Origin of the sequence: Corynebacterium sp. UMB10321, from assembly GCF_030228725.1 — a bacterium.
GTDB lineage: Bacteria > Actinomycetota > Actinomycetes > Mycobacteriales > Mycobacteriaceae > Corynebacterium > Corynebacterium pseudogenitalium.
The window spans coordinates 1-25161 of the sequence record NZ_JASOZC010000010.1; the positions used below are offsets into that span (position 1 = coordinate 1).

Consider the following 25161-nt stretch of genomic DNA (forward strand, 5'->3'; position numbering starts at 1 on the left):
CCAGAGTGAGAGAGGTTGTCGATAGGAATGTCCTCGTACCATATTTCATGGTTTATCAGTTTCCCTTCTTCGATCCAGCCGAGGATCGTATTTTCCTCAAAACTAGCTCCCGCCAAAACCTGTAAAGACTTGCGAGGGTCGTCTAGAAATAAACGTTTCACATACGCCAGGTAGATACGCGGCGAAGGAGTCACCCGGGAACCACTGTTAGCCATGCTCGGGATTTTACTCTCCACGACGCGCGTTGGGTCGCTATATACGCGAACGCGAAACATGCTCCTCACCCTCAAAACCACTCAAAGCGTGGGATTCAAGGAGTGCGATGCAGGTCGCGCTTTCTCACCCCACCGGGTCGATTTTCGGCGACCAGCATCGCACTCCTTAAACACCTCGACCGGAACGAAACCGGAGCAAAACCGGAACGAAACCAGAACAAAACCAGTCCCGAAACCGCCACCAACCCCAACACCCACCAACCTGCTATCGTGGTGCACAGGCCACTCAGCGAGCACCAGCCCGACCGGTTTCCTCGGGCGCAATTGGAAACCACCCAAACCTGTAACCCGGTGGCTTTCCGGGTCCCCGTGATTGATCCCTAAGCCTGCACAAGGTACACGGGTACAGTGCACATGAGAATTGGGAACTACCACGGTGCTGGGGGTGGCCGCCTATTTTTTGAAGGAGGATGCGATGTTGTTGGCAGAGGCGCTGGCGAAGCGGGCGCAGGCACAGGATCGGCTGAATGAGTTGGAGCGTCGTTTGACGCGGAATGCGCGGATCCAGGAGGGGGATACCCCGGTGGAGGATTCGGAGGCGTTGCTGCAGGAGTCGGCGTCGGTGCTGCAGAGCATTGAGACGCTGGTCCGCCGGATTAACCACACGAATGCGTCGACGCCGTTTGAGGGGGACGCAACGTTGACGGATGCGATTGCGCGTCGGGATGCGTTTTTGCGCGCCCGGAGGTTTTATAGCGCGGTGGCGGATGCGGCGTCGGCACGCGCGGATCGGTATTCGGCCTCCGAGGTGCGGTATGTGTCCACGGTGGATGTGGGGCAGTTGCACGCGATGGCGGATAAGGCGGCGAAGGAGTACCGGGAGCTGGATACGAAGATTCAGCAGCTGAACTGGGCGACGGAGCTGCTCTAAGGGCGCGTGAGAGAGTCGATGAACTGGGTGAACTTGCGCCCAGTTTCCGCCCACGAGTAGGTCCCGGCGCGCTGTTGCGCCTGGGTGCCGAGGGTTTGGCGGAGGGGGGCGTCGTCAAGGAGGTGGGCGACTTCGGCGACGAACTCGGCGTGGGTGCCCACGAGCATGCCGGTTTCGCCGTGCTGCACTGAGTCGGCGAGGCCGCCTGCCGTCATGTAGCCGATGGTGGGGACGGCGTGTTGGGCGGCTTCGATGACGGCGATGCCCCAGCCTTCTTTGGCGCTGGGCATGAGGTGGAGTTGCGCGCGGGCGAGCAGGGCGTGTTTGTGGTCGTCGGCGACGTGGCCGTGGAAGATGACGCGCTCGCCTGCAAGGTCGCCGGCGTAGTCGCGGAGTTGGTCTTCCCACCAGCCGGAGCCGATCACGTCGAGCACCACGTTGTCGAGGGCAGCGACGGCGTCGATGGCGTGCTCGATCTGCTTGTGTGGCACGAGCCGGGAGAGGGTGACCACGTGGGTGCGGCCGTCGTCGGCGAGGGTGGGCAGTTCGGCGGGCACTGGGTCCACTCCGTTTTCGATGATGCGGATCGCCGCCGGGTCCACCCCGAGCGCCTCCAAATCACGTTTCGAGGCCTGCGAGACCGTCACGTAAGGCGCCCCGCGATACACCCGCGGCGCCACCTTGGATTCCAGCCACCACCCGAACCGCCCGATGATTGGCCCGGCCACCGGCCACTGTTCCTTGTGGCAGTGGTGGGTGAGCAGCACGGTCGTGGCCCTCGAGTAGAGGCGTGCGAAGAAAGGGATGCCGTTTTGGGTGTCCACGATGAGGTCCGGCCGGTGCCGCCATGCCGCGAACGGCGCGAGCAGGTAGACGCTGTATTTTCCGCCGGCGCGTTCGAAGCGGATGCCGTTTCTGCGGGTGACGCGCGGGGCATCGGTGTGCTTCGCGGTGCGGTAGATCACCTGGTGGCCGGCGGCCGCGAGCGCTTCGCCGACGCGTTCCAGGTACGCCTCGGAGCCGCCACCTTGTGGGTGGGTGGAGTCGCGCCAACACATCAGCAGTATCTTCATTGTCATGTACCGTACCCGCCGCCTGGCCACGTTGGCACGTTCGTTGCGCTTGTTGCACTCGTTTCGCTATGAGCAGTTCCGCCCCCGCATCTTTTACGAGGGGTTGGCCCGCGACACCTACCAGCTTCTCGACGCCCTCTCCGCCGACCTCACCTCCACCCCCCTGCGGGGCAAGTCGGTGTTAGACGTGGGTGGCGGGCCGGGCTATTTCGCCGAGGCCTTCGCGGACACGTTCTACGTGGGCGTGGAGCCGAGCGTCTCCGAGCTGTCCGCCGCCGGCATTTCCGGCTACGGCTCCGTTCGTGGCGACGGCACCGCCCTCCCCTTCGCCACCGATTCCTTCGACGTTGTGTACTCCTCCAACGTTGCCGAGCACATCCCGGATTGGCAGACGATGGCCGAAGAGATGTTGCGGGTGGTCAAGCCCGGCGGCCTGGTGGTGCTGAGTTATACGGTGTGGCTGGGACCCTTCGGCGGGCACGAGACCGGCCTGTGGCAGCACTACGTGGGCGGCGAGTTCGCTAGGCGTCGTTACGTGGCGGCACACGGGCACGAGCCGAAGAACAAGTGGGGCGAGTCTCTTTTCGCAGTCTCTGCAAAGGAGGGCTTGGCGTGGGCGGAATCGACCGGCAGGCTCCTCGCTGCGTTCCCGCGCTACCACCCACGCTGGGCGTGGTGGCTCACGCGGGTGCCCCTGCTTCGCGAGTTTGCGGTTTCCAACCTTGTGGTCGTGCTGCGCGGGTAGGATCAGCAACTATGAAACTCCCGATCCAATTCCAAGCCCCGTCCATTTTCGCAGCCGTGTTGGCGGTGGTCTCCATCGTGGTGGCCGTCGTGATGGGCGAAACCAACTCGAAAGCGCCCGTCGTGGAACCGCGCGGCGAAAAGTCAGTAATCCAGGTAGTCACAGAGGACGGCAAGTCGGCGGGCGTCTGCGCACTCGGTGGCCTGCGTCAGGAAAAGGTGCACTACACCGACAAGAGCTCTGTCTACTACTGGAAGCTCGAGCCGGGGGAGGCACGCATCGACGCATCCTGCCCGAGTATTGGGGCCCTATCCTCCGGAAAGACACGGCTGGAAGGCCACGCGACGGTCAGCGACTTTGATAAACCACAGGTCGTCATAATTACTGTTCGCTAAGTTCACATAAACAAAGGCCCGCCACACGGCGGGCCTTTTACCTTAGAGGCTTAGTACGATTTACTTCGCGGCGTTGACGCGCTCCTCGAGCTTGTCCAGCTGCTCGAAGATTTCCTTTGGAACGCGGTCGCCGAGTCCAGCGAAGTACTCGCGGGCATCTGCGACGTCGCCCTCCCACAGCTTCGGATCCGGGTAGAGGGCTTCCTTGACGTCCTCGATTGGCTCGTCGAGACCCTCCAGGTCCAGGTCTTCCGCGCGAGCGGTGTAGCCGACCACGGTCTCTTCTGCGCCGACGCGGCCTTCGATGCGGTCCACGATCCACTTCAGTACGCGGGAGTTCTCGCCGAAGCCTGGCCACAGGTAGCGGCCGTCCTCGCCGCGGCGGAACCAGTTCACCAGGAAGATCGCCGGCATGCGGTCGCCGCCTTCGCGGCCCATGTCGATCCAGTGCTGGAAGTAGTCACCGACGTTGTAGCCGATGAACGGCAGCATGGCCATCGGGTCGTGGCGCAGGGAGCCGACCTTCGCCTCTGCGGAGGCTGCGGTCTGGCCGGAGGAGAGCATTGCACCGATCATGGTGCCGTGCTCCCAGTCGTGCGCCTGGGTGACCAGCGGCACGGTGTCCGGGCGGCGTCCGCCGAAGAGGATGGCGTCGACCTTGACGCCCTTCCAGTCGTCGTACTCCGGTGCTGCGGTTGGGCACTGTGCGATTGGGGTGCAGTAGCGGGAGTTCGGGTGGGCGGCCTTTTCGCCGGATTCTGGGGTCCAGTCGTTGCCGTGCCAGTCCACGAGGTGTGCTGGGGCGTCACCGTCCATGCCTTCCCACCAGACGTCGCCGTCGTCGGTGAGGCCGACGTTGGTGAACAGGGTGTTGCCCGGCTCCATCGTCTTCATGGCGATTGGGTTGGACTTGTAGTTCGTGCCAGGTGCAACGCCGAAGAAGCCGTTTTCTGGGTTGACGGCATAGAGGCCGTCCTCACGCAGGTGCATCCAGGCGATGTCGTCGCCGACAACCTCGGAGGTCCAGCCCTCGAGCGACGGGGTGAGCATTGCCAGGTTGGTCTTGCCACATGCGGACGGGAATGCGCCGGTGATGTGGTAGACCTTGCCCTCTGGGGAGGTGAGCTTCAGGATGAGCATGTGCTCAGCCATCCAGCCCTCTTCCTTCGCCATGACGGAGGCGATACGCAGGGCGAAGCACTTCTTCGCCAGGATTGCGTTGCCGCCGTAGCCGGAGCCGTAGGACCAGATTTCCTTGGTCTCTGGGAACTGGGAGATGTACTTCGTCTCGTTGCATGGCCATGCGACGTCTTCCTGGCCTGGCTCGAGCGGTGCGCCGACGGAGTGGAGGCACGGTACGAACTTGTCGCCCTCGATCTTGTCCAGCGCTTCCTGGCCCATGCGGGTCATCACGCGCATGGACATGACCACGTATGCGGAGTCGGTGAGCTGGACGCCCAGCTTCGGATCCGGGTCGCTGATTGGCCCCATGCAGAACGGCACAACGTACATGGTGCGGCCCTTCATGGAGCCGCTGAAGTGCTCGCGCATTTCAGCCTTGAGCTCGGCTGGGTCACGCCAGTTGTTGGTTGGGCCTGCGCCGTCCTCGTCTTCGGTGGCGATGAAGGTGCGAGACTCAACACGTGCGACGTCGGAAGGGTTCGAACGTGCAAGGAAGGAGTTCGGGCGCTTCTCCTCGTTGAGCTTGATCAGCGTGCCCTTCTCCACCAGCTCGGCTGCGAGGCGGTCCCACTCTTCCTGGGATCCGTCCGCGAAAACCACCTTGTCCGGGTCAAAGAGGTCGACAGCGTCGTTGATCCAAGCAATGAGCTGCTCATTGTCGGTTGGTACGTTGCCTTCGATGCGCTTCACGGCAGTGGTCATAATCTCTCCTGGTCAAAATAGACAAACCTCTAGGTCCCAAGCCTATCGAAATCGCGGTTACGCTGGTCCGTCTCCAGCTTTTCGACGCCCATCCCGGTCATAACCAGTGACATACTTCATAGATGTGACCAAGAGTGAGCATGTAAATGTGCCCCAAAAAGGGGTGTGTCCGAACGGTGAGACGTCAATAAATATGGGCCGTACGCAGCGAAAACAACATTTCACGACTGCGCAAACCCGAAAACAAACGTGACCGGACCCACATTTACCCCTTTCCGGGGGCAAATGGGGGAATTGCATTTCAATCCACCGTGTGGACAATGAACACGATGAACATGTCTGAGAATTCACGCCCTGGCATGGGCGAACTGCCCCACGGGCGGCCCCCACAAACCGAATTTGATACCGGCCTGGACTACCCGCGGCTCGGCTCGGTGACGTTCCGCCGCGGCACGCTGACGGACAACCAGGAGGCGCTCTTCGAGGAGCACTGGCCGCGCCTGGGGCAGATGCTCAGCGATACCCCCATCGACGTCGACGAGTGGTTCGGCCGCACGGGCCACCCGACGATCCTCGAAATCGGCTCAGGCACCGGCACCTCCACCGCGGCGATGGCACCGCTGGAGGCGGACACCAACGTGATTGCCGTCGAGCTGTACAAGCCGGGCCTGGCGAAGCTGCTCGGATCCGTGGTGCGTGGCGAGATCGAGAACATCCGCATGGTGCGCGGCGACGGCGTCGAGGTGCTGGCCCGCATGTTCGGCGAGGAAAGCCTCGACGGCGTGCGCATCTTCTTCCCGGACCCGTGGCCAAAGGCCCGCCACCACAAGCGCCGCATTATTCAGTCGGGCACGCTGAACCTGATCGCGACGCGCCTGAAGAAAGGCGGCGTGCTGCACGTAGCCACCGACCACGCCGACTACGCCGAGTGGATCGACGAACTCGTCAACGTGGAACCCATGCTGGAATACAAGGGTTGGCCGTGGCCAGAGGCGCCGTTGCTGACAGACCGACAGGTCATCACTAAATTCGAGGGGAAAGGGTTAGAAAAAGACCACACAATCCGCGAATACCTCTGGGAGAAGAAGTAAACCATGCAGGACCTGCAGGACAAGACGCACCCCTACACGCCAGGCGCAGAGCCAGGTCCCGACACCTACCTGCTCGTCTGGGACGCACCGAACCTTGACATGGGGCTCGGCGCGATCCTCGGCGGGAGGCCCTCCGGGGCGCAGCGGCCGCGTTTCGACGCCCTCGGCCACTGGCTGATCGGGCTCGCGGCGAAGGCCTCGCAGGACACCGGCTCCACCATCGAGCCGGAAGCCACCGTGTTTACCAACGTCGCCTCCCACAACGCAGAATCGATCCGCCCGTGGGTGGACGCGCTGCGCAACGTGGGTTTCGCGGTCTTCGCAAAACCGAAGACTGCTGAGGATTCGGACGTCGATCAGGACATGCTCACCCACATCCGCCGCCGCCTCGACGAGGGCGTGCTGCGCGGCGTCGTTGTCGCGTCTGCCGACGGCCAGAACTTCCAGGAGCCGCTCGAGCAGCTCGCGGAAGACGGCCTGCCCGTGACCGTCATCGGGTTCCACGAGCACGCCGCGTGGGCCGTCGACTCCCCACTGCTGCGCTTCGTGGACCTCGAGGACATCCCGAACGTATTCCTGGAGCCGCTGCCGCGCATCAACCTGGAATCCCTGCCGGACGGTGGCGCATGGCTGCAGCCATTCCGCCCACTGACCTCGTTGCTGCACAACACCAAGGAAAAGTAGGAGCTGGCCGTGTTTTACAGGTGGGGACATTTCGCGTACCGGCAGCGCAAGGTGCTGCCAATCGTGGTCATCGCGGTGATCGTGGTGCTGCAGGTGCTCTTCGGCTCCAAGCTGGGAGAACGCCTCTCGCAGGAAGGCTGGGAGGACCCCCGCGCGGACTCCACCACGGCGGCCACCATCGAGAACGACACCTTCGGCCGCGACAACGCCGGTGACGTCATCCTGCTTGTCCGCGCCCCACAAGGCGTAGCCGACCCCGCCGTGTTCAACGAGGCCAACCGGCAAATCGAGGCCTTAAAAACCCAGTTTCCGGACCAGATCGACCACATCACCAGCTACTTCTCTGCGCCGAACCAGCAGCAGATCACCGAGGACGGCACCGCCGCCTTTGCCGCGATAGGCCTGGTCGGCGACGGCGAGCAGACGCTGAAAGACTTCCGCACCATCCAGCCGGCGCTCAACGACATCACACTGCCCGGGGACGCCACCGTGCAGATCGCCGGCGCCACCGCCGTCGCCGACGCGCTGGACACCGGCATGGCCAACGACATCGCCCGCGCCGAGAAAGTCGGCCTGGTGTTCGTGGCCATCATCCTGCTATTCGTGTTCGGCGGCGTGGTCGCCGCGGCAATGCCGCTGATTGTGGGCATCCTGTCCATCATCGGCTCCCTGTCGCTGCTGTCCATCCTGGCGCAGTTCCAGCAGGTCAACATCTTTTCCCAGTCGATTATTACGCTGCTCGGCCTGGGCCTGGCCATCGACTACGGCCTGTTCATGGTCTCCCGCTTCCGCGAAGAACTCGACCGCGGCGTCAGCACCGAAGAGGCCGTCGCCGCCACCACAACCACCGCCGGCAAGACCGTGTTCTTCTCCGCGCTGATGGTCGGGGTGGCGCTCTCCGGCCTGCTCATGTTCCCGCAGGCCTTCCTCAAATCCGTGGCCTACGGCGCAATTAGCGCCGTGATGCTCGCCGCGGTCATCTCCGTGACCATGCTGCCGGCGCTGTTCGGCATGCTGGGACCCAACATCGATAAGTGGTCGGTGCGGCGCACGTCGCGAAGGGGGCGTCGAATAGAAGACACCGTGTGGTACCGGCTGCCGGCGTGGGCGATGCGCAACTCGAAGAAAGTCGTCGTCGGCGCGACCGGGGCGCTGCTGCTGCTCACCGTGCCGATGGTCGGCATCACTTTCGGCGGCATCAACGAAAGCTACCTGCCACCCAACCAGGAAACGCGGCAGGCGCAGGACGCCTTCAACGAGGAGTTCCCCGCGTTCCGCACCGACCCAATCAAGCTCGTGGTCACCAACGCCACCAACGAGCAGCTCGTGGACGTGGTCCTGCAGTCCCGTGAAGTCACCGGCCTAGCCAAGCCGCTCTCCCCGTCCCAGGCGACGAAGGACGGCACCACGGTGCTCTCCGCGCCGCTGGCGGACCGCAACGGCGGCCAAGCAGTCGTGGACCAGCTGCGCGCCATCGAGGCGCCAGAAGGCGTCGGCGTCTACATCGCGGGCACCCCGGCCATGGAAGTCGAATCCATCGAAGCCCTCCTGGAGCGGCTGCCCTGGATGGCGCTCTACATGGTGCTGGCCACGTTCCTGCTGATGGCATTACTGTTCGGCTCCCTGATCCTGCCCGCGAAGGCCGTCATCATGAACGTGCTCGGCATCGGCGCCACCCTCGGGTTCCTCACCCTCGTCTTCGTTGACGGCGTCGGCTCCGACCTGCTCAACTTCACCCCAGGCCCACTGATGAGCCCGGTGCTGGTCCTCATCATCGCGATCCTCTACGGCCTATCCACCGACTACGAAGTCTTCCTCGTCTCCCGCATGGTCGAGGCCCGCCACAACCGCGCCACCACCGACCAGTCCATCAAATACGGCACCGCGCACACCGGCGGCATCATCACCGCGGCCGCCGCCATCATGATCGTGGTCGCCGCCGCCTTCGCCATGAGCGACATCGTCATGATGAAGTACATCGCCTTCGGCATGATCGTCTCCCTGGCCCTCGACGCCACCATCATCCGCCTACTCATCGTGCCGTCCGTCATGCACCTCCTGCGCGAGGACAACTGGTGGGCACCACGCTGGGTCAAACGCGCCTACCGCAGCCTCGGCGAAGGCTCCAGCTCCGTCCCGCTTGTCGACGCCCCCTCCGACCCCACCCACACCCCCGTCGACGAAGCGATCGCCCTCGACCCCTCCCCCGCCCGCGCAGGCAGGACCGTCAACGAGGACTCCGAACTTGTCCCCTTCACGGAACTCATGCAGGAACTCGAGGCCCGCCGGGCGCTCGAGCAGCTCAAGAAGCGTGAACTTGAACGCTAAGTGGCTGCGCTGGACAGCACCCGTCGTCATCCTGATTGTCGGCCTGGTGCTGTTTCGCGACCGCCTCCCCTTCCTCGGCGAAGCCTGGACCACGCTGCGCCGCGCCGACCTGCTGCCGCTGATCGGGGCCGTCGCCACCGCCTTTGGCGCCATCGCCGCCATGGCTGCTGTGATGCTGGTACTCCTCAACATCGAAGGGCACATCACCACCCTGCGCAATTGCATCAACATCACGCTCGCCTCCAACGCCTGGTCCACCACCGTCCCCGGCGGCCCGGCGCTCTCCGCGTGGCTGACCTTCCGCGTCCACCAGTCCTGGGGCGCCTCCACCGGACTGTGCGCCTGGTTCTTCGTCGTCTCCGGGGCGTTGTCCACTGTGTGGATGGCGCTCATCGGCATCAGCGCCGTCGTGTTCATGGGCGCCCGCCTCTCAGTATGGGCCCTGGCCGGATCACTTTTGGGCACTGCGGCCGTCGTCGGCGCCCTCTACTGGGCCACCCGCAACCCAGCCGTACTGAAACGCTGGCTGCGCTTCCTTCCCGAGCGCGTCGCCACCAAAGCCAGCGGCGTTGTGGACCAAGTCGCCGCCATCCAAATGTCACGCCGCCGCTTCACCGCCGCCGCCGCGTTCTCCCTGCTCAACCAAGTCCTCGACCTGGCCGTGCTCTACTTCTGCGCCTGGTCCGTCCTGGGCGCCGCCCCAGGTTTCGAGCCCGGCCTCAACCAAACCTCCGCAATGGGCATTACCCTCGCGTTCATCATGACCAAACTCGCCGGCGCCGCCCAGGTCACGCCCGGCGGCGTGGGCACCGTGGAGGCCATACTCGCCGGTTCCCTGGTCACCGTCGGCCTCACTCTTGTCGACGCCACCGCCGTCACCGTCCTCTACCGACTCATCTCCTTCGCCCTCATCACCGCCATCGGCTGGGTCGTGCACACGGCGGAGTACGCCGGGCGCGGCTACATGCTGGGCAAGGCGTGAGGTCGGCCCTGGCCTGGCCTGGTCTGTCCCGGTCTGGCCCGGTCGCCCCGCTTACACCGAAAAAGTTCCCCGGCTCGCCGTTGGTCGCGGAACTTTTTTCGTAGACATGCGTCGCGACCTGGGAAAACACAAATGCTGGTCGACCGGAACCGGCCCCTAACGCAAAATGATTCCCGGGCTCGGGAACTTCTTCCGTTGAACTCGTGAACTCCCCAGGTCACTCGGTGCAACACCGGGTAGGAAGGACACAGCGATGACGGTAGTCGTACTGAAGTGGCCAGCACAAAGACTATGGTGAAGCCGAGAATGAACAACCCGGCCGCACCCGCTACCGCCCACTGGCATATGGTGACCACCGTGCCCCCTCAGCGTCGTAGTCGGCCTCCCCGCCGACCACACTGGCCAGATACGACATATACCCGGGTACCAGGGGTACGACGCACGGGGAGGCGAACGAGATCAGACCGGCAGCTGCCGCAGCCAGGATGCCGAAACACCGAGGAAGATCATCGTGCTGCCCGGTGGGTGGTCTGCAGCGACTCTGCCTACCTCGGCACTCAACCCTGCTGTGGGCGTTACTCGTAGCGAAGCGAGCTGAACATCCCGGTTTCCATGTGATAGGCGTTATGGCAGTGAAATGCCCACTCACCGGGGTTGTCAGCGATCAGGTCGGCGACCATGGTTTCACCGTGGCGGAGAAGGACGGTGTCCTTGCGTAGCCCGTCGCTGCCGGGCAGCGCCCACGTGTGGCCGTGGATGTGCATGGGATGGGGCATCATGGTCCTGTTGCGCATGACCATGCGCAGGCGCTGGCCCGCCTGCACGGTCGCGGAGGAGGATTGGCCGTCGGTGAGAATGCTCCATTCATAGGGCATCATCTGCCCGCCCAGGTCGATGCCAACTTCTCGGTCTGGTGTGCTCTCGGGCAGGAGTGCACGGTCTGCAGGCTTCAGGGAGGACAGAAGCAGTCCGGTGGAAGACAACTCGGGGAAGTCGACATCGGGGTGGGGGGCCTGGCCGCCAGCGGTGCGGATGACGGCGAAGGCGCGGTCGTCCTTTCCCACCGCCAAAGCCGTGAGCGGGAAGACGCCGTCGCCGAGGATGACCTCGACGTCGACACGCTCGCCCATCGACAGGTAGATCGATTCGGTCTCCCTGGGCTGGACAGGGAAGCCGTCGGTGTGGGTGACGGTCATGCGGTGACCACCGAGGGCCACCTTGAAGATGGTGTCACCGCCGGAGTTGATAAACCGCAGGCGGGCCTTATCGCCCGGGCGAGCCTCGAAGGTTCGGTGAGCGCGGGGGATACGTCCGTTGATGAGGTAGTGCGGATACATCACATCGCCGGCATCCCCGCCCAGAACCCGGTCCGGGGTGCCGTGCATCATGTGACCGTGACCTCCCATCCCCTTCTTCCCGCTATGGTCGCCTGAACCCATTCCGGTGAGCTTGTCGAGCTCATCGTCGGGAGTGCCCTGAATACCATCGACCCAGTCGTCGAGCACGATGGTCCACTCGACGTCCTGGTCCTCAGCGTCTTGCGGGTCACGGATGATCAGTGGGGCGTGGAGGCCGCGATCAAGCTGCAGGCCGGTGTGGGAATGGTAGAAGTAGGTGCCACCGTGGGGGACTTCAAAAACATAGGAGAAAGACTCGCCAGGTTCAATGGGGTCCTGGGTCATGCCGGGCACACCGTCGGCTGCGTTGTGGAGTGCGATGCCATGCCAGTGGATGGAGGTGCTCTCAGGCAATTCATTGGTGATATCGACCTGGAGGACGTCGCCGGCGGTGGCCTCAATGGCCGCATCCCCGGTGTCAGAGACGTATCCCCACGTCTTGGCTTCGATGCCGCCGATATCCAGGGAGAGGGGCCGGGCGGTCAGTGTCCGCCGCACCGTCGGCTCACCGAACGCAGTGGGAGTGGGGCGAAGGGAGGAACCTGGTGCCGAGGCAGCGGGTCCAGGGTCGCTGGTGCAGGCGGCCACGGCCCCGGTGCCGGCGAGGACGAGCCCGCCGAGCAGAAACTGTCGTCGGGAAAACGCGTTCGTCATGATTTAACCTTCCTGGTGTAAGAATTCAGTGACACGGAGAGACAGGTGCAGGTGAGGACCCTGCTGAGCCATTACGTCAGGCGCAGGTCTGTAACACAGGTGGCACCGTCGTCGGTGGTGGAAAACTCCGTGGTACCGGTACGCCCCTGGTAGCTGACCTCAATCAGGCCGGTGACATCATCGGGAAGCCAGAAGCCAATAAACCCGTTGTCGAAGGTGGTTGTCTCCTCGTCCACCAGCACCTCACCGGTCGCCTCATCGGTGATCTTGACCTGGATATCCTCATTGCTGAGTTCCCCCACGCAGGTCGTGAGGCTGTGGTAGAAGCAGTCGTGGGTGGAGTTGACATAGGGTGCGATCGAGACATACGTCTGATTGTCGGGAAGATCGACCACGACTTCCTGGTCACCGCTCGAGAGCAGCAGTTCATCGGGACGCACTGAGGCGATCAGATCCGTGGGGCGCTCAGTGACCTTCTGCCGGTCGAGGTGATCAATGATCTCCACCGCGTCCATGTCAGCCAGGCCATGGGTAGTCAGGAATGTATCTTGGGACACCGTCCCGTCGGCCGTGGGTTCCGGGTCGGCGGTCGAACACCCCGTGAGGGCGAGGGCAAGGGCGGCGGCTGCGATCGCTGCTCGTTTCACGTCAATCTCCTTGGATCGTGGTAACACTGTGAGAAGACACCGCCTCAAGGTCGGTGTCATACCGCTATCTTGCACGGGTGCCTGACGGAGTAGAAATCAAAAACCCTGCTCACAGCCTTATAACAGAGCGAAAAGGGGGTGAATTCAGTGGGCTGGGTCACCACCGGGACACCACCCCACAGCCGTGGGCGATGTCCTTCTACCCGCCCCGGGTATGCGGTGCGGGCAGTGAAATCCCTGGTGACGCCTGCTGAACCGACCAGGGGAGGCGATGCCGCCGGCCCGGGGTAGGGGCACAGGGGTGACGGCGATCGAAGGGTGATGTTTGAAGATTTGATGAAGATTCCCCGCTGGGCACTGAGTGAAGGTGGTATTCCCCCCTGGCTGGCGCGATACTGGGATCTATGGCTGACCACACACCGACCACCACCACGCCCCCGGGGCGGGTGCTGGTCGTCGATGATGAACAACCCCTGGCTCAGATGGTGGCCTCCTACCTCATCCGGGCAGGCTTCGATACCCACCAGGCGCACACCGGCACCCAGGCCGTGGACGAGGCCCGTCGCTTTTCCCCAGATGTTGTGGTGCTGGATCTGGGGCTGCCCGAACTCGACGGCCTGGAGGTATGCCGACGGATCCGCACCTTCTCGGACTGCTACATCCTCATGCTCACCGCGCGTGGCAGCGAGGACGACAAGATCAGCGGTTTGACCCTGGGGGCGGATGACTACATCACCAAACCTTTTAGCATCCGGGAACTGGTGACCCGAGTGCATGCGGTGCTGCGCCGCCCGCGCACCAGCACCACCCCACCGCAGGTGACCACCCCCTTGATCGTTGGTGACCTCATCCTTGACCCCGTCGCCCATCAGGTGCGGGTGGGGGAGACGACCGTGGAGCTCACCCGCACGGAGTTCGAGCTGCTGGTTGCCCTGGCCCTGCGCCCCGGCCAGGCGCTGACCCGCCACGACCTGGTCACCGAGGTCTGGGACACCACCTGGGTCGGTGATGAACGCATCGTCGATGTCCACATCGGCAACTTGCGTCGCAAGCTCGGCACCGACACCCGAGGCCGGGGGTTTATCGACACCGTGCGTGGCGTGGGCTACCGGATGGGGCAGCCATGAATCACGGACCCGGCCTGACCTTCCGCTTCCTGGCCGCCCAGGTGTTGGTCGTGGTGATTAGCCTGCTGGTGGCCGCGGCCGTGGCCACGACGGTGGGCCCGCCCCTGTTCCATGATCATATGTTGATGGCCGGCCGGGAGGACCCCTCGCTGGAGCTGTTCCATGCCGAGCAGGCCTACCGGGACGCCAACCTGATCACCCTGGCCGTCGCCCTGCCCACTGCCTTGATCAGCGCCCTACTGGCCAGCCTGTGGTTATCGCGTCGTCTGCGCACCCCCCTGCAGGATCTCACCCGCGCCGCTACCAGCCTGGCGGCCGGTAACTCCCGTACCCGCGTGCCCGCCGGAGAAGCAGGCCCCGAGGTCGCCACCCTGGCGCATGCCTTCAACACCATGGCCGACCGGCTGGAACACACCGAACAGGTCCGCCGCCAGATGCTCTCTGATCTGGCCCACGAAATGGGCACCCCCTTATCGGTGCTCACGGTCTACCTCGATGGTCTCCAGGACGGGGTCGTGGACTGGGATAATGCCAACCACACGATCATGGCTGACCAACTCACCCGCCTGACCCGGTTGATGGAAGACATTGACGATGTCTCCCGGGCCCAGGAACACCGGATCGATTTGGACCTGGTGGAGGAAGGGCTCGGGGATCTGCTCCATACCGCCGCTGCTGCCGCGGGGGAAGCTTATGCTGACAAAGGCGTCGATTTACAGGTCGAGACCATTACGGACGCCGCCCGGGTGCTCGTGGACCGGCAACGCTTCGGCCAGGTGATGAGCAATCTCCTGTCCAACGCGCTACGGCACACCCCGGCCGGCGGGCAGGTCCGGATCAGCGTTCAGCGCCAGGGGGCGTCCACCGCGCTCATCCACGTCGCCGATGACGGCGAGGGCATCCCACCTAGCCAGCTCGGACACATCTTCGAACGCTTCTACCGGGGAGATGCCGCTCGCAGCCGGGACAACGGCGGGTCCGGTATCGGTCTGACCATCTCCAAGGCATTGATCGAGGCCCACGGCGGCACTCTCACCGCCACCTCCCCCGGACCTGGTCGCGGAGCGGTGTTTACCCTCCGCCTCCCGCTGTCCCCTCCCGACAGTGAGGAGGCTGCTCGGTGACCACACCCTGCCCCGCGTGAGGGCAGTGCCCTCCACCCCTTGAAGATATACCCCAGATAGCATCGCCGAATCCCACCGACCAGAAGGAGCTTTCCCATGATCACCTCCCCACCCCGCCTCTTGCCGATGGCCTCCCACGGCTGCAGCTGTTGCGGACCTGCCTCACGTGCCGACACTGCCTCCATCCCTGCCGCCAGCGACTCGTCAGCAGGAGGGTCCTCCTCTAGCTACCAGGTCACCGGTCTGACCTGCGGACACTGCGCGAAAAGCGTGACCCAGGCCCTTCAGGCCCTCCCCCAGGTCGACGACGTCCAGGTCGATCTCGATGCTGGTGGTGTTTCCACCGTCACGGTCACCGGTGTCGCACCTCCGGAGATGGTTCGCCGGGCCATCGAGGAGGTCGGCTACGCCGTCTTATCCTGATCAGTTTTACTCATCATCTCGACCCCGACCGGGTTGAGCGAAAGGAACGTCATGAGCACTCCCAACCATTCCGGTGATCACCCCTCTCCGGAAACAGACCACACCCACCACCCGGATCATGCCAGCCACAAACACCACGCAGATGCCGACACCCACGGCCATGCGATGCCCCACGATCACCCGCACTCCGCCCTGGACGACGAAGACCACCACGTTCATGGTCACGGCCAACACGTCGGACACAGCACCGCAATGTTTCGGGACCGCTTCTGGTGGTCGTTGATTCTGTCCATTCCCGTCGTTATTTTCAGCCCCATGGTCGCCCACCTCCTCGGCTACCACCTCCCGGCATTCCCCGGATCCACCTGGATCCCCCCGGTGCTGGGCACGATCATCTTCGTCTACGGCGGAACGCCTTTCCTTAAGGGCGGATGGAAAGAACTGAAATCCCGCCAACCCGGGATGATGCTCCTGATCGCCATGGCCATCACCGTGGCGTTTGTCGCCTCCTGGGTCACCACTCTGGGGCTGGGTGGTTTTGACCTGGACTTCTGGTGGGAGCTGGCCCTGCTGGTGACCATCATGCTGCTGGGCCACTGGCTGGAGATGCGCGCTCTCGGGGCAGCGTCCTCCGCGCTTGACGCGCTGGCTGCCCTGCTACCGGATGAGGCCGAGAAAGTCATCAACGGGACCACCCACACCGTGGCCATCTCCGAGCTAGTCGTCGACGACGTCGTGCTGGTGAGGGCCGGTGCCCGGGTGCCGGCCGACGGAACCATCATCGACGGAGCCGCCGAATTCGATGAGGCGATGATCACCGGCGAATCCCGTCCCGTCTTCCGCGGCACCGGTGACAAGGTGGTCGCCGGTACCGTGGCCACCGACAACACCGTCCGCATCCGGGTGGAGGCTACCGGCGGGGACACCGCCCTGGCCGGGATCCAGCGCATGGTTGCCGACGCCCAGGAGTCCTCCTCTCGGGCCCAGGCCCTGGCGGATCGGGCGGCGGCGTTGTTGTTCTGGTTCGCGCTGATCTCCGCTCTGATCACCGCGGTGGTGTGGACCATCATCGGCAGCCCGGACGATGCTGTGGTGCGCACGGTCACGGTGCTGGTCATCGCCTGCCCGCACGCCTTGGGCCTGGCGATTCCGCTGGTCATTGCGATCTCCAGCGAGCGGGCCGCGAAATCCGGGGTGCTCATCAAGGACCGGATGGCGCTCGAGCGGATGCGCACCATCGACGTGGTGCTCTTCGACAAAACCGGCACCCTGACCGAGGGTGCGCACGCGGTCACCAGTGTCGCGGCAGCTGTCGGCGTCACCGAGGGCGAGCTGCTGGCCCTGGCCGCCGCCGCGGAGGCCGACAGCGAGCACCCCGTGGCCCGCGCCATCGTGGAGGCCGCGGCCGCCCATCCCGAGGCCTCCCGTCGGCAAATCCGGGCAACTGGTTTCAGCGCCGCCTCCGGCCGAGGGGTCCGGGCCACTGTCGATGGCGCTGAGATCCTCGTGGGCGGGCCGAACATGCTGCGCGAGTTCAACCTCACCACCCCGGCCGAGCTCACCGACACTACCAGCGCCTGGACCGAGCGTGGGGCTGGTGTGCTCCATATTGTCCGCGACGGTCAGATCATCGGTGCGGTGGCCGTCGAGGACAAGATCCGCCCTGAATCCCGCGCCGCCGTGAAAGCCCTGCAGGACCGCGGGGTGAAGGTCGCGATGATCACCGGCGACGCCCAGCAAGTGGCCTACGCGGTCGGTCAGGACTTAGGCATTGATGAGGTCTTCGCCGAGGTCCTGCCCCAGGACAAAGACACCAAGGTCACGCAGCTGCAGGACCGGGGTTTGAGCGTGGCCATGGTCGGTGACGGTGTCAATGACGCCCCCGCTCTGACTCGCGCAGACGTCGGTATCGCCATCGGTGCCGGCACGGATGTGGCCATGGAATCTGCCGGGGTGGTCCTAGCCAGTGACGACCCGCGGGCAGTGCTGTCGATGATTGAGCTGTCCCAGGCCAGCTACCGCAAGATGATCCAGAACCTGATCTGGGCCTCTGGCTACAACATCCTCGCCGTGCCGCTGGCCGCCGGAGTGCTCGCCCCGATCGGGTTCGTGCTGTCCCCGGCCGTGGGCGCGATCTTGATGTCTGCCTCGACTATCGTGGTGGCCCTGAACGCTCAGCTGTTGCGCCGTATTGATCTGGAACCGGCTCACCTGGCTCCGACCGAGTCGAAGAAGGAACACACCACGCCTACTCCGGCATCCACCGCCGTCCACTGATCCACCACTTCTCTCCACTGCCCCCATATGGCCCTGAAAGACCCCACCATGAGGGGCACCCCTGTTCTTTCCGCTCTCGCCGTGGCCTCCACCCTGGCGCTAGCCGCCTGCGGTGAGGCCACCGAGTCAGGCAACACCGATGCCTCCACCTCAGCCACCACCACGGCGACGACTGAGGCGGACCGGGAGATCTCCGCCGATCACGACGACACAGACATCATGTTTGCCCAGATGATGATCCTGCATCACCAGCCGGTCCCCTCGGGAGGATTACTACACTCCTATTGCGACACTTTGCGGATTTACCGGGGATGGCAGGTTGAAAACGCAAATTTGTTCACAAATTCGCTAAGCGGGTTTTGCGGCACCGACCAGCGACCTACCAGCGCAACCAGGCGCCGGGTTAGACTGTCTGGCATGATCAAAAAACCGTATGCAATTGCTGCTGACTACGTTGCCATCGCCGCGTTCGCGCTGCTCGCGCGCATCGCGCACCAGACCGAAGAGATGCCGCTGAACTTCTTCGGCTGGCTGGAAACCTTCCTGCCGTTCGCGGTCGGGCTGGGGTTGGCGTGGCTGGCCACCCGCAAGGACAAGGGGTGGCTGATTTGGCTCATCACGATCGTGGTGGGCCTGATCATTTGGGGCTTCTACCGCCACAAGCTGCCGCACTACTCGTTCGTCATCGTGGCGAGCAGCATGTCGGCGCTGCTCATGCTGGGATGGCGCGGAGCAGCGAAACTGATCCTGAAGCGGCGTTAGCTCGACAGCCAACCCATGTTGGCCAGGAAGTCGCCGCCTTGGAGGGCGTAGATCATCCACACGAGGTGGTTGATGATGTCACCGGCGATGTCGAGTGCAGAGGAAAGCATGAAATTCTTCTCCTTTGAGTGTTAGAGCGGGCTGATGGTGTGCTTCTTCGGCAGGTCTTGCTCTTGTTTGGTGGCAAGTTGTCGAAGGGCGCGTCGTAACGAGATGCGGGTTTGGGACGGCTCGATCATTGAGTCGATGAACCCGCGCTCGGCGGCGACGTATGGGGAGGTCATGGTTTCGTCGTAGAAGTCCATGAACATCTTCTTCATCGCCTCACGCTGGACGGGATCCTCGATGGCGGCGAGCTGCTTGCCCTGGATCATCACCACGGCAGCAGAGGAGCCCATGACGGCGATTTGCGCGGTCGGCCAGGCGAGGTTGATGTCGCCGGTGAGGTTCTTGGAACCCATGACGGCGTAGGCGCCGCCGTACGCCTTGCGGACGATGAGGGTGACCTTCGGTACGGTGGCCTCGACGACGGCGAATGCTAGTTTGGCGCCGCGGTGGATGAGGCCTTCGCGCTCCTGGTCGACGCCGGGCAGGTAGCCTGGCGTGTCCACGACGAAGACGAGGGGGATGTTGTAGGCGTCGCAGGTGCGGATGAAGCGCGCGCCCTTGTCGGCGGCGTCGGCGTCGATGCACCCGGCCTGGTACATGGGGTTGTTGGCGACAAAGCCGACGGTGCGGCCGTCGATGCGCCCGAAGGCGCAGATGAGGTTCTCGGCGTATCCTGCCTGGATTTCGACGAGGTTCTCGTCGTCGCCGAGCTGCACGAGGAGGTCCATCATGTCGTAGCCGGCGTTGGTGTCGTCGGGCATGAAGGTGTCGAGGGCGGAGTCGTCGAGGTCGTCGTCCTCGGGGGCCCATTCGACGGGGGCTGGGTCGAAGGTGGACGTCGGCAGGTGGGCGAGGAGGTCGCGGACGTAGTCGAAGGCTTCTTCCTCGGAGCCGACGACGGCCTGGATATTGCCGGACTGCTCCTGCACGCGGGCGCCACCGAGTTCGGCGGAGGTGATGTCTTCGCCGGTGACTTCGCGGATGACGTTGGGGCCGGTGACGTACATTTCGGACTGGCCGTCGACGGCGACGACGAAGTCGGTGGTCACGGGCGCGTAGACGGCACCGCCGGCGGACTTGCCCAGCATGATGGAGATCTGCGGGCTGCGGCCGGATAGCGGGAGCTGGCGGCGGGCGATCTCGGAGTACATGGCCAGGGACGTCACGGCGTCTTGGATGCGGGCGCCGCCGGAGTCCTGGATGCCGATGACGGGGCAGCCAATCTTGATGGCGAACTCCATCACCTCGACGACCTTGCGGCCGAAAGTCACGCCGACGGAACCGCCGTAGACGGTTTTGTCGTGGGCGTAGACGGCGACGGGGCGGCCGTCAACACGCCCGTAGCCGGTGACGACACCGTCGGAGTAGACGGCCTTGTCGTCGCCGGGCGTGCGGGCTAGGGCGCCGATCTCGACGAAGGAGCCTTCGTCGAGAAGCGCGGCGATGCGCTGGCGCGGGGTGGTGTTCCCGGCGTCGTCGCGGCGCTTCCGCGAGCGCTCAGAACCGGGGTCCTGCGCTTTTTCTAGACGTGCACGCAGGTCAGCGAGCTTTTCTGCGCTAGTTGCCATTATCAATCCATTCGTTCATGTACTTGCCCACGATGCCAACCGCGGGCTCGTCGACTACTGCCAAATGGTCGCCCGGCAGGTGGACGATCGTCAAATCCTTCACGATAGCGCCCCAGCCGCCGTCCTCGTCAATGTGGGCGTAAGCCGGCTCAAGGGTGATCGCACCGTCGTGCATGCGCTCGGCGCGGAACAGCAGCACCGGCACCTGCACGTCCGCCCAGCGGGCGAAGTCGAGGCGGTTGAGGATCTGATTATCGACGAAGGAGGCGCGCTGGTGCTCCAGCACCCCGGCGGCGAGCCCGTGCTCGGAGGCGTCGGTGGTGGCGAGGAACTCAGCCAGCATGTTGAGGACAGCGTCCTCCCCTGCCGTCTCCAGCAGGTCGAAGGGCACCGGGAAGTCCAGCCCGTAGGTGTCCTTGGCGAACTTGGCGTAACGCTCCCAACGCTTCTTGGTTTCCTCCGGGGTGTCGGGGGCAGGCTCGGACGGCTGGGTTGTGTCCAGCAGCGCGATGTACGCGATGCGGTCGTTGCCCAGCTGGTGCGCTACTTCGTAGGCGAGTGCGCCGCCGAAAGACCAGCCCGCGAGCACGACCTTGCCCTCGGGCGCGATGCGGTTGATGTCTTCCACGTAGGCTGCGGCGCGCTCTTCGAGGGTGCCTTCGAGTCGCTCGACGCCGTACACCGCGACGTCGTCTGCTAGTCGACGAGCCAACGGCTGGTACACCGCACTGGACCCACCGGCCGGGTGGAACACGAACACTGGCGGCTTGGTGGTGTGCTCTGGCTGCTGCAAGACGCGGATGTTGCCCTCGACCTCGGTTTCGAGGCCCTCGCGCACGATGTCGGCGAGCGGCTCGAGCGTCTCTGCGTCCTTGACTTGCTCGGCGGTCACGGTGATGCCAGAACGCTCGCTCAGGTGGTTGGCGATAGCTTCGGCCTGCGCGTCGTCGATGGATGGCAGCTCGGAGGTCACGCCGGCTGCTGCGGTGCCGGTGAACTTGGCCCACGCGCCGAACACCATGCGCTCGGAGGCGTCGCGCGGTGCGACGCCGACGCCCTGGGCACCCTCTGATTTCTCGGCGGGATCGGTGGGGGCAGTATCGGCAGGCTCAGAGACGGCATCAGCAGCCTCCGACTGCACCCCGGCGACCGCGTCCTCGACGATGCGGATGACGTCGGCGACGGAAGCATCGCGAAGCGTTTGTACTGGCAGTGGCGGGATCTGGAAGTCGTTTTCCACGCGGTTCTTGATGCGCATGCCCATCAGGGAGTCCAGGCCAAGATCGATGAGCGGTAGCTCATCGGGGAGGTCCTCGGCGTCGTAGCCCATGGACTCGGACACGATGGAGCGCAGGCGCTGGGCGACGGACTCGCCGGAGTTCGGGTCCCAGCGGATGGCGTCGACGTCGGCGAGCTCGTCCACGACCGGCGCGGCGTCACCAGCAACGTCGGCCACTGTGGCAGGAGCAGCAGCCGTTGAGTCCTCCTCAACAGCACCACCCAGGTCCAGCGCGGTGGCGAAGCCCTCCGCCAGCAGGGTGTCCTCGTGGAACACCTTCACGCTCACCCCGCCGAGCGAGGTCGCCGCGATGGTGGTCACGTCACCCTCGGCAGGAAGTACGTCGTGGTCCTCGTAGGCCACCACCCGGGAGCCGGGCAGGACTTCGGCGGCGACGGCGTCGATAATCTGGTGCGGGCTAAACAGCGTGTCCGCGGCCGTCGAGTACGCGACCTGGCCCTCCGGCAGGCGCACCTTCGCGCCCAACAGCGAGGTGTGCGCGGAGGCGGGGCGCGCGTCGGTCCAGAACTCGGAGCGCTTGAACTGGGTCAGTGGGGCGTCGATACGCGGACCGCGCCCGTAGAACGCGGTGAAGTCGACGGCGGTGCCGCTGACGTACAGTTTCGCCGCGAGGTCCAGGATGGATTCAACCTCGTCAACCTTGCGCTTACACGTGAACAGCAGCTGCGCATCCGGCTTGCCCGAGGCGAACGCGGTGTTCATCAAGCCCATGATCGCCACCGGGTTCGGCGCGACCTCCACGAGTGTGGTGTAGCCCTCGGCAAACGCGGTCTCGGTGGCCTGCTGGATGTAGACCGGCTGGCGCGTCATGCGCAGGAAGTATTCGTCGGTGTGCACAACCTGGCCCGGCTGGTACACCACGCGCTCGTCGACGCTGCTCAGCAGAGGGATCCGCAGTGGGTGGGCCTCAATCCCGGCGATCTGCGCGGCCAAGTCACCCAGGATCGGGTCGAGCGCACTCGTGTGCCCGGCGCCGCGCACGCGCATCAGTCGTGCGAACTTGCCTTCGCCTTCCAGCTTCTCGACGAGCCCCTTCACCGCACCAACGGGACCGCCCACGGTGAGCATGCCCGGCCCGGCGAACACGGCCGCTTCAACGCCCGTGCCCTCCAATTGATCGGCGCTCAATTCGACGACGGCCATGGCGCCCTCGGCGTCGGTGTCGGCGGTGAGCGCTTCGCCCTCGCCCATCAGGCGGGCGCGGTGGCACGCGATCACCATCGCGTCCTTCGCGCTGATGCCGCCGGAGGCGTAGCCCGCGGCGATCTCGCCCATGGACATGCCCATCACGGCTGCCGGGCGGATCCCGGCGGCGTCAAGCATGTCGGTCAGCGCGATCTGGTAGGCGGTCACCGCGACCTGGCCGGTCTCGGTGTCGTAGGTCAGCCCGTCGTCCTCGATGATTTCGATGATGGACCAGCCGGCCTCGAACTGGACGATGGAGTCCAGCTCACGCATCCGCTGCGCAAACAGCGGCGAAGATGCCATGAGCTGCTTCGCCATCTTGCGGTGCTGGGAGCCGAAGCCGGAGTACACAAACACCGGGCCGAGCGCGTTCGGCGAGTCTGCCACGGCGATGCCTGGGCCGATCTTGCCCTCGGCAACCTGGTGCAGCCGCTTCACAGCTTCTTCGGTCGTGGCGGCGGTAACCACCGCGGCGGAACGGCCGTGGTTACGCAGCGCCAACGAACGCGCAATAGGAATAAGGTCGGCGTCCGGGCGTCCTTCCAGGGCGTCGGCCAGCTCGGCTGCCGCGGACTTACGCCGCGAGGTCAACAGGCTGCTGACGGGGAGGGTGGCCGTCGATACGCCGGTAAGCGCTTCGGGGCGCTGCGGCGCTGCCTCGTAGTCTGCGGGATCGAACTCCTTGACCACGACGTGCGCGTTCGTGCCGCCGAAGCCGAAGCCGGAGACACCCGCCACGCGCTGGCCGGAGTACTGAGGCCACTCGCGCGGGTCCTCGACGACCTCAAGGTTGTTGGCGTCGAAGTCGACGTAGCGGTTCGGGCCGGCGAAGTTCGCCATGGCCGGGATCGTGTCGTGCTGCAGGGCCTGGACAACCTTGATGAGTGCCGCCACGCCCGCGGCGGACTCCGAGTGGCCGATATTCGATTTCGCGGAGCCGAGCAGCAGCGGCTGGCCAGCCTCGCGTCCGGCGCCGCAGACTTGGCCCAGCGCGGTGGCCTCGATCGGGTCGCCGAGGATGGTGCCGGTGCCGTGGGCCTCCACGAGGTCGACGGTGCGCGGGTCCACGCCCGCGTCGGCGTACGCCTGCTGCAACACGTCTACCTGGGCCTCCGGGTTTGGCGCGGTCAGGCCGTTGGAGTGGCCGTCCGAGTTGGTGGCGCTGCCCTTGATCACGGCGAGGATGTCGTCGCCGTCGGCGATGGCGTCCTCCACACGCTTGAGCACGATGAACCCGGCCGCTTCCGAGCGGACGATGCCGTCCGCGTCATCAGAGAATGCGTGGATCTTCCCGGAGGGCGAAATCACGCCCAGCTCCGAGAACATCAGGGAAGCAAACGGGTTGGCCAGGATGTTCACGCCGCCGGCGAGGGCGACGTCGGCTTCGCCCTCGCGAAGGGCGCGCACCGCGTAGTGCACCGACACCAGCGAGGAAGAGCAGGCCGTGTCCACGTTCATGGACGGGCCACGGAAATCGAAGGCGTAGGAGATCCGGTTCGGGATCACCGCGCTCGACGCGCCGGTCAGCGCGTACGGGTGCGCCTGCGCCGGGTCAGCGCCCATGAGCATGCCGTAGTCGTTATTGGAGGAACCAACAAACACGCCCACGCGCTGCCCGCGCAGCGAGTCGGCGGGGATGTGGGCGTCCTCAAGCGCCTCCCAGGCGACCTCCAGCATGATGCGCTGCTGCGGATCGATATTCTTCGCCTCCAGCGGGGACAGGCCAAAGAACTCGTTGTCGAAGGCGGCGATGTCGTCGAGGTAGCCGCCGTCGGTGGCTTCCTCGTGCATCTTGGTGCGCAGGAACGGATCCGAGTTGTACTCGGACCAGCGGCCCTCCGGCAGCGGGCCGGTCGTGACCTCGCCTGCGGCGAGCAGGTCCCAGTACTCGTCCACGTTATTCGCGCCCGGGAACCGCCCGGCCGTGCCGACGATGGCGATGTCGTGGCCCTTCGCCTCCACGTCGCGGCCGGTGGCGACGACGTTCGACGCCGCCGGGGCGTCAGCGGTCAGCGCGTGGGCCAAGGCGGCGACCGTCGGGTACTGGTAGGCCACGGTGGGGTCGATGCGTCGGCCCAGTAGCTTCTCCAGTTCCCCGGAGAGAACCACTGCGTCGCGGGAGGAAAGCCCGTAGGACTCGAACGGGGTGGTCGCGTCAACGCTTTCCACACCGGTCGTCTCCGCAACCCACTGTTGCAGCCACTGGATCAATGCATTCTCACTCATAGCATCCAACCCTATCGGTCGTGCCTTTCTTTTCG

General features: G+C 64.8%; 18 protein-coding genes and 2 pseudogenes. 12 read left to right on the forward strand and 8 right to left on the reverse strand.

The window, feature by feature from the left end:
• Positions 1-215 (reverse strand): annotated as a pseudogene (locus QP752_RS09160) (hypothetical protein); the annotation flags it as partial.
• Between the two features lie 475 nt (positions 216-690).
• Between QP752_RS09160 and QP752_RS09165 the strand changes: the two are divergent.
• Entirely contained in the window at positions 691-1146 is a 456-nt protein-coding gene (locus QP752_RS09165) for a DIP1984 family protein (protein ID WP_070975623.1), read from the forward strand.
• Here the strand turns inward: QP752_RS09165 and QP752_RS09170 are convergent.
• Positions 1143-2219, reverse strand: a complete 1077-nt coding sequence (locus tag QP752_RS09170; protein ID WP_284805318.1) for a glycosyltransferase family 4 protein — start codon at positions 2217-2219, stop codon at positions 1143-1145. The genes QP752_RS09165 and QP752_RS09170 overlap by 4 nt on opposite strands.
• A gap of 4 nt (positions 2220-2223) precedes the next feature.
• Between QP752_RS09170 and QP752_RS09175 the strand changes: the two genes are divergently transcribed.
• Both QP752_RS09175 and QP752_RS09180 read left to right on the forward strand, forming a co-directional pair.
• The gene (locus QP752_RS09175) at positions 2224-2964 is read left to right on the forward strand and encodes a class I SAM-dependent methyltransferase (RefSeq protein WP_284805319.1); all 741 of its coding nucleotides are present in this window, start codon (positions 2224-2226) and stop codon (positions 2962-2964) included.
• 11 nt (positions 2965-2975) lie between these two features.
• Positions 2976-3359, forward strand: coding sequence for a hypothetical protein (locus QP752_RS09180; RefSeq protein ID WP_284805320.1), 384 nt, complete (start codon positions 2976-2978; stop codon positions 3357-3359).
• Positions 3360-3419: 60 nt separating this feature from the next.
• On the opposite strand, the gene QP752_RS09185 is transcribed toward QP752_RS09180, so the two are convergent.
• Positions 3420-5243 carry a phosphoenolpyruvate carboxykinase (GTP) gene (locus QP752_RS09185; RefSeq protein ID WP_071567912.1) on the reverse strand — a complete coding sequence of 608 codons (1824 nt, stop codon included), beginning with the start codon at positions 5241-5243 and terminating at the stop codon, positions 3420-3422.
• A gap of 329 nt (positions 5244-5572) precedes the next feature.
• Here QP752_RS09185 and trmB point away from each other — a divergent pair, with 329 nt between their 5' ends.
• The 4 genes from trmB to QP752_RS09205 are packed head-to-tail and all read left to right on the forward strand — an operon-like array spanning position 5573 to position 10328.
• On the forward strand, positions 5573-6334 hold the full coding sequence (gene trmB, locus QP752_RS09190) for a tRNA (guanosine(46)-N7)-methyltransferase TrmB (RefSeq protein ID WP_284805363.1): 762 nt from the start codon (positions 5573-5575) through the stop codon (positions 6332-6334).
• Positions 6335-6337: 3 nt separating this feature from the next.
• Positions 6338-7018, forward strand: a complete 681-nt coding sequence (locus QP752_RS09195) for an NYN domain-containing protein (protein WP_070361784.1) — start codon at positions 6338-6340, stop codon at positions 7016-7018.
• 9 nt (positions 7019-7027) lie between these two features.
• On the forward strand, positions 7028-9346 hold the full coding sequence (locus QP752_RS09200; RefSeq protein ID WP_284805321.1) for an MMPL family transporter: 2319 nt from the start codon (positions 7028-7030) through the stop codon (positions 9344-9346).
• The gene (locus tag QP752_RS09205) at positions 9330-10328 is read left to right on the forward strand and encodes a YbhN family protein (RefSeq protein WP_284805322.1); all 999 of its coding nucleotides are present in this window, start codon (positions 9330-9332) and stop codon (positions 10326-10328) included. Before QP752_RS09200 ends, QP752_RS09205 begins: the two co-directional genes overlap by 17 nt.
• 272 nt (positions 10329-10600) lie before the next feature.
• Here the strand turns inward: QP752_RS09205 and QP752_RS09210 are convergent.
• From QP752_RS09210 to QP752_RS09220, 3 genes and pseudogenes are all read right to left on the reverse strand, one after another.
• A pseudogene (locus QP752_RS09210) lies at positions 10601-10815 on the reverse strand (cytochrome c biogenesis protein CcdA); the annotation flags it as partial.
• 88 nt (positions 10816-10903) lie between these two features.
• Positions 10904-12379 (reverse strand): multicopper oxidase family protein, encoded by a 1476-nt coding sequence (locus tag QP752_RS09215; protein WP_284805323.1) that lies wholly within the window; start codon positions 12377-12379, stop codon positions 10904-10906.
• Between the two features lie 71 nt (positions 12380-12450).
• Positions 12451-13026 (reverse strand): CueP family metal-binding protein, encoded by a 576-nt coding sequence (locus QP752_RS09220; RefSeq protein WP_071573011.1) that lies wholly within the window; start codon positions 13024-13026, stop codon positions 12451-12453.
• A 404-nt stretch (positions 13027-13430) separates the two neighbouring features.
• Between QP752_RS09220 and QP752_RS09225 the strand changes: the two genes are divergently transcribed.
• The 5 genes from QP752_RS09225 (at position 13431) to QP752_RS11390 (ending at position 18739) form a co-directional block, all read left to right on the forward strand.
• A complete protein-coding gene (locus QP752_RS09225) occupies positions 13431-14153 on the forward strand; it encodes a response regulator transcription factor (RefSeq protein WP_070479640.1) in 723 nt (240 codons plus the stop codon).
• Complete coding sequence (locus tag QP752_RS09230; RefSeq protein WP_284805324.1) at positions 14150-15277, forward strand: cell wall metabolism sensor histidine kinase WalK; 1128 nt, start codon at positions 14150-14152, stop codon at positions 15275-15277. The genes QP752_RS09225 and QP752_RS09230 overlap by 4 nt, the downstream gene beginning before the upstream one ends.
• Positions 15278-15373: 96 nt before the next feature.
• Positions 15374-15700, forward strand: coding sequence for a heavy-metal-associated domain-containing protein (locus tag QP752_RS09235; protein WP_284805325.1), 327 nt, complete (start codon positions 15374-15376; stop codon positions 15698-15700).
• Positions 15701-15751: 51 nt separating this feature from the next.
• Complete coding sequence (locus QP752_RS09240; protein WP_284805326.1) at positions 15752-17977, forward strand: copper-translocating P-type ATPase; 2226 nt, start codon at positions 15752-15754, stop codon at positions 17975-17977.
• A 27-nt stretch (positions 17978-18004) separates the two neighbouring features.
• Positions 18005-18739, forward strand: coding sequence for a DUF3054 domain-containing protein (locus QP752_RS11390; protein WP_336621664.1), 735 nt, complete (start codon positions 18005-18007; stop codon positions 18737-18739).
• Between the two features lie 131 nt (positions 18740-18870).
• Here the strand turns inward: QP752_RS11390 and QP752_RS09250 are convergent, their stop codons facing one another.
• Together QP752_RS09250 and pks13 are read right to left on the reverse strand one after the other, a co-directional pair.
• Entirely contained in the window at positions 18871-20415 is a 1545-nt protein-coding gene (locus QP752_RS09250; RefSeq protein WP_284805327.1) for an acyl-CoA carboxylase subunit beta, read from the reverse strand.
• Positions 20405-25126 carry a polyketide synthase Pks13 gene (gene pks13, locus QP752_RS09255; protein WP_284805328.1) on the reverse strand — a complete coding sequence of 1574 codons (4722 nt, stop codon included), beginning with the start codon at positions 25124-25126 and terminating at the stop codon, positions 20405-20407. The genes QP752_RS09250 and pks13 overlap by 11 nt, the downstream gene beginning before the upstream one ends.
• Between the last annotated feature and the right edge of the window lie 35 nt (positions 25127-25161).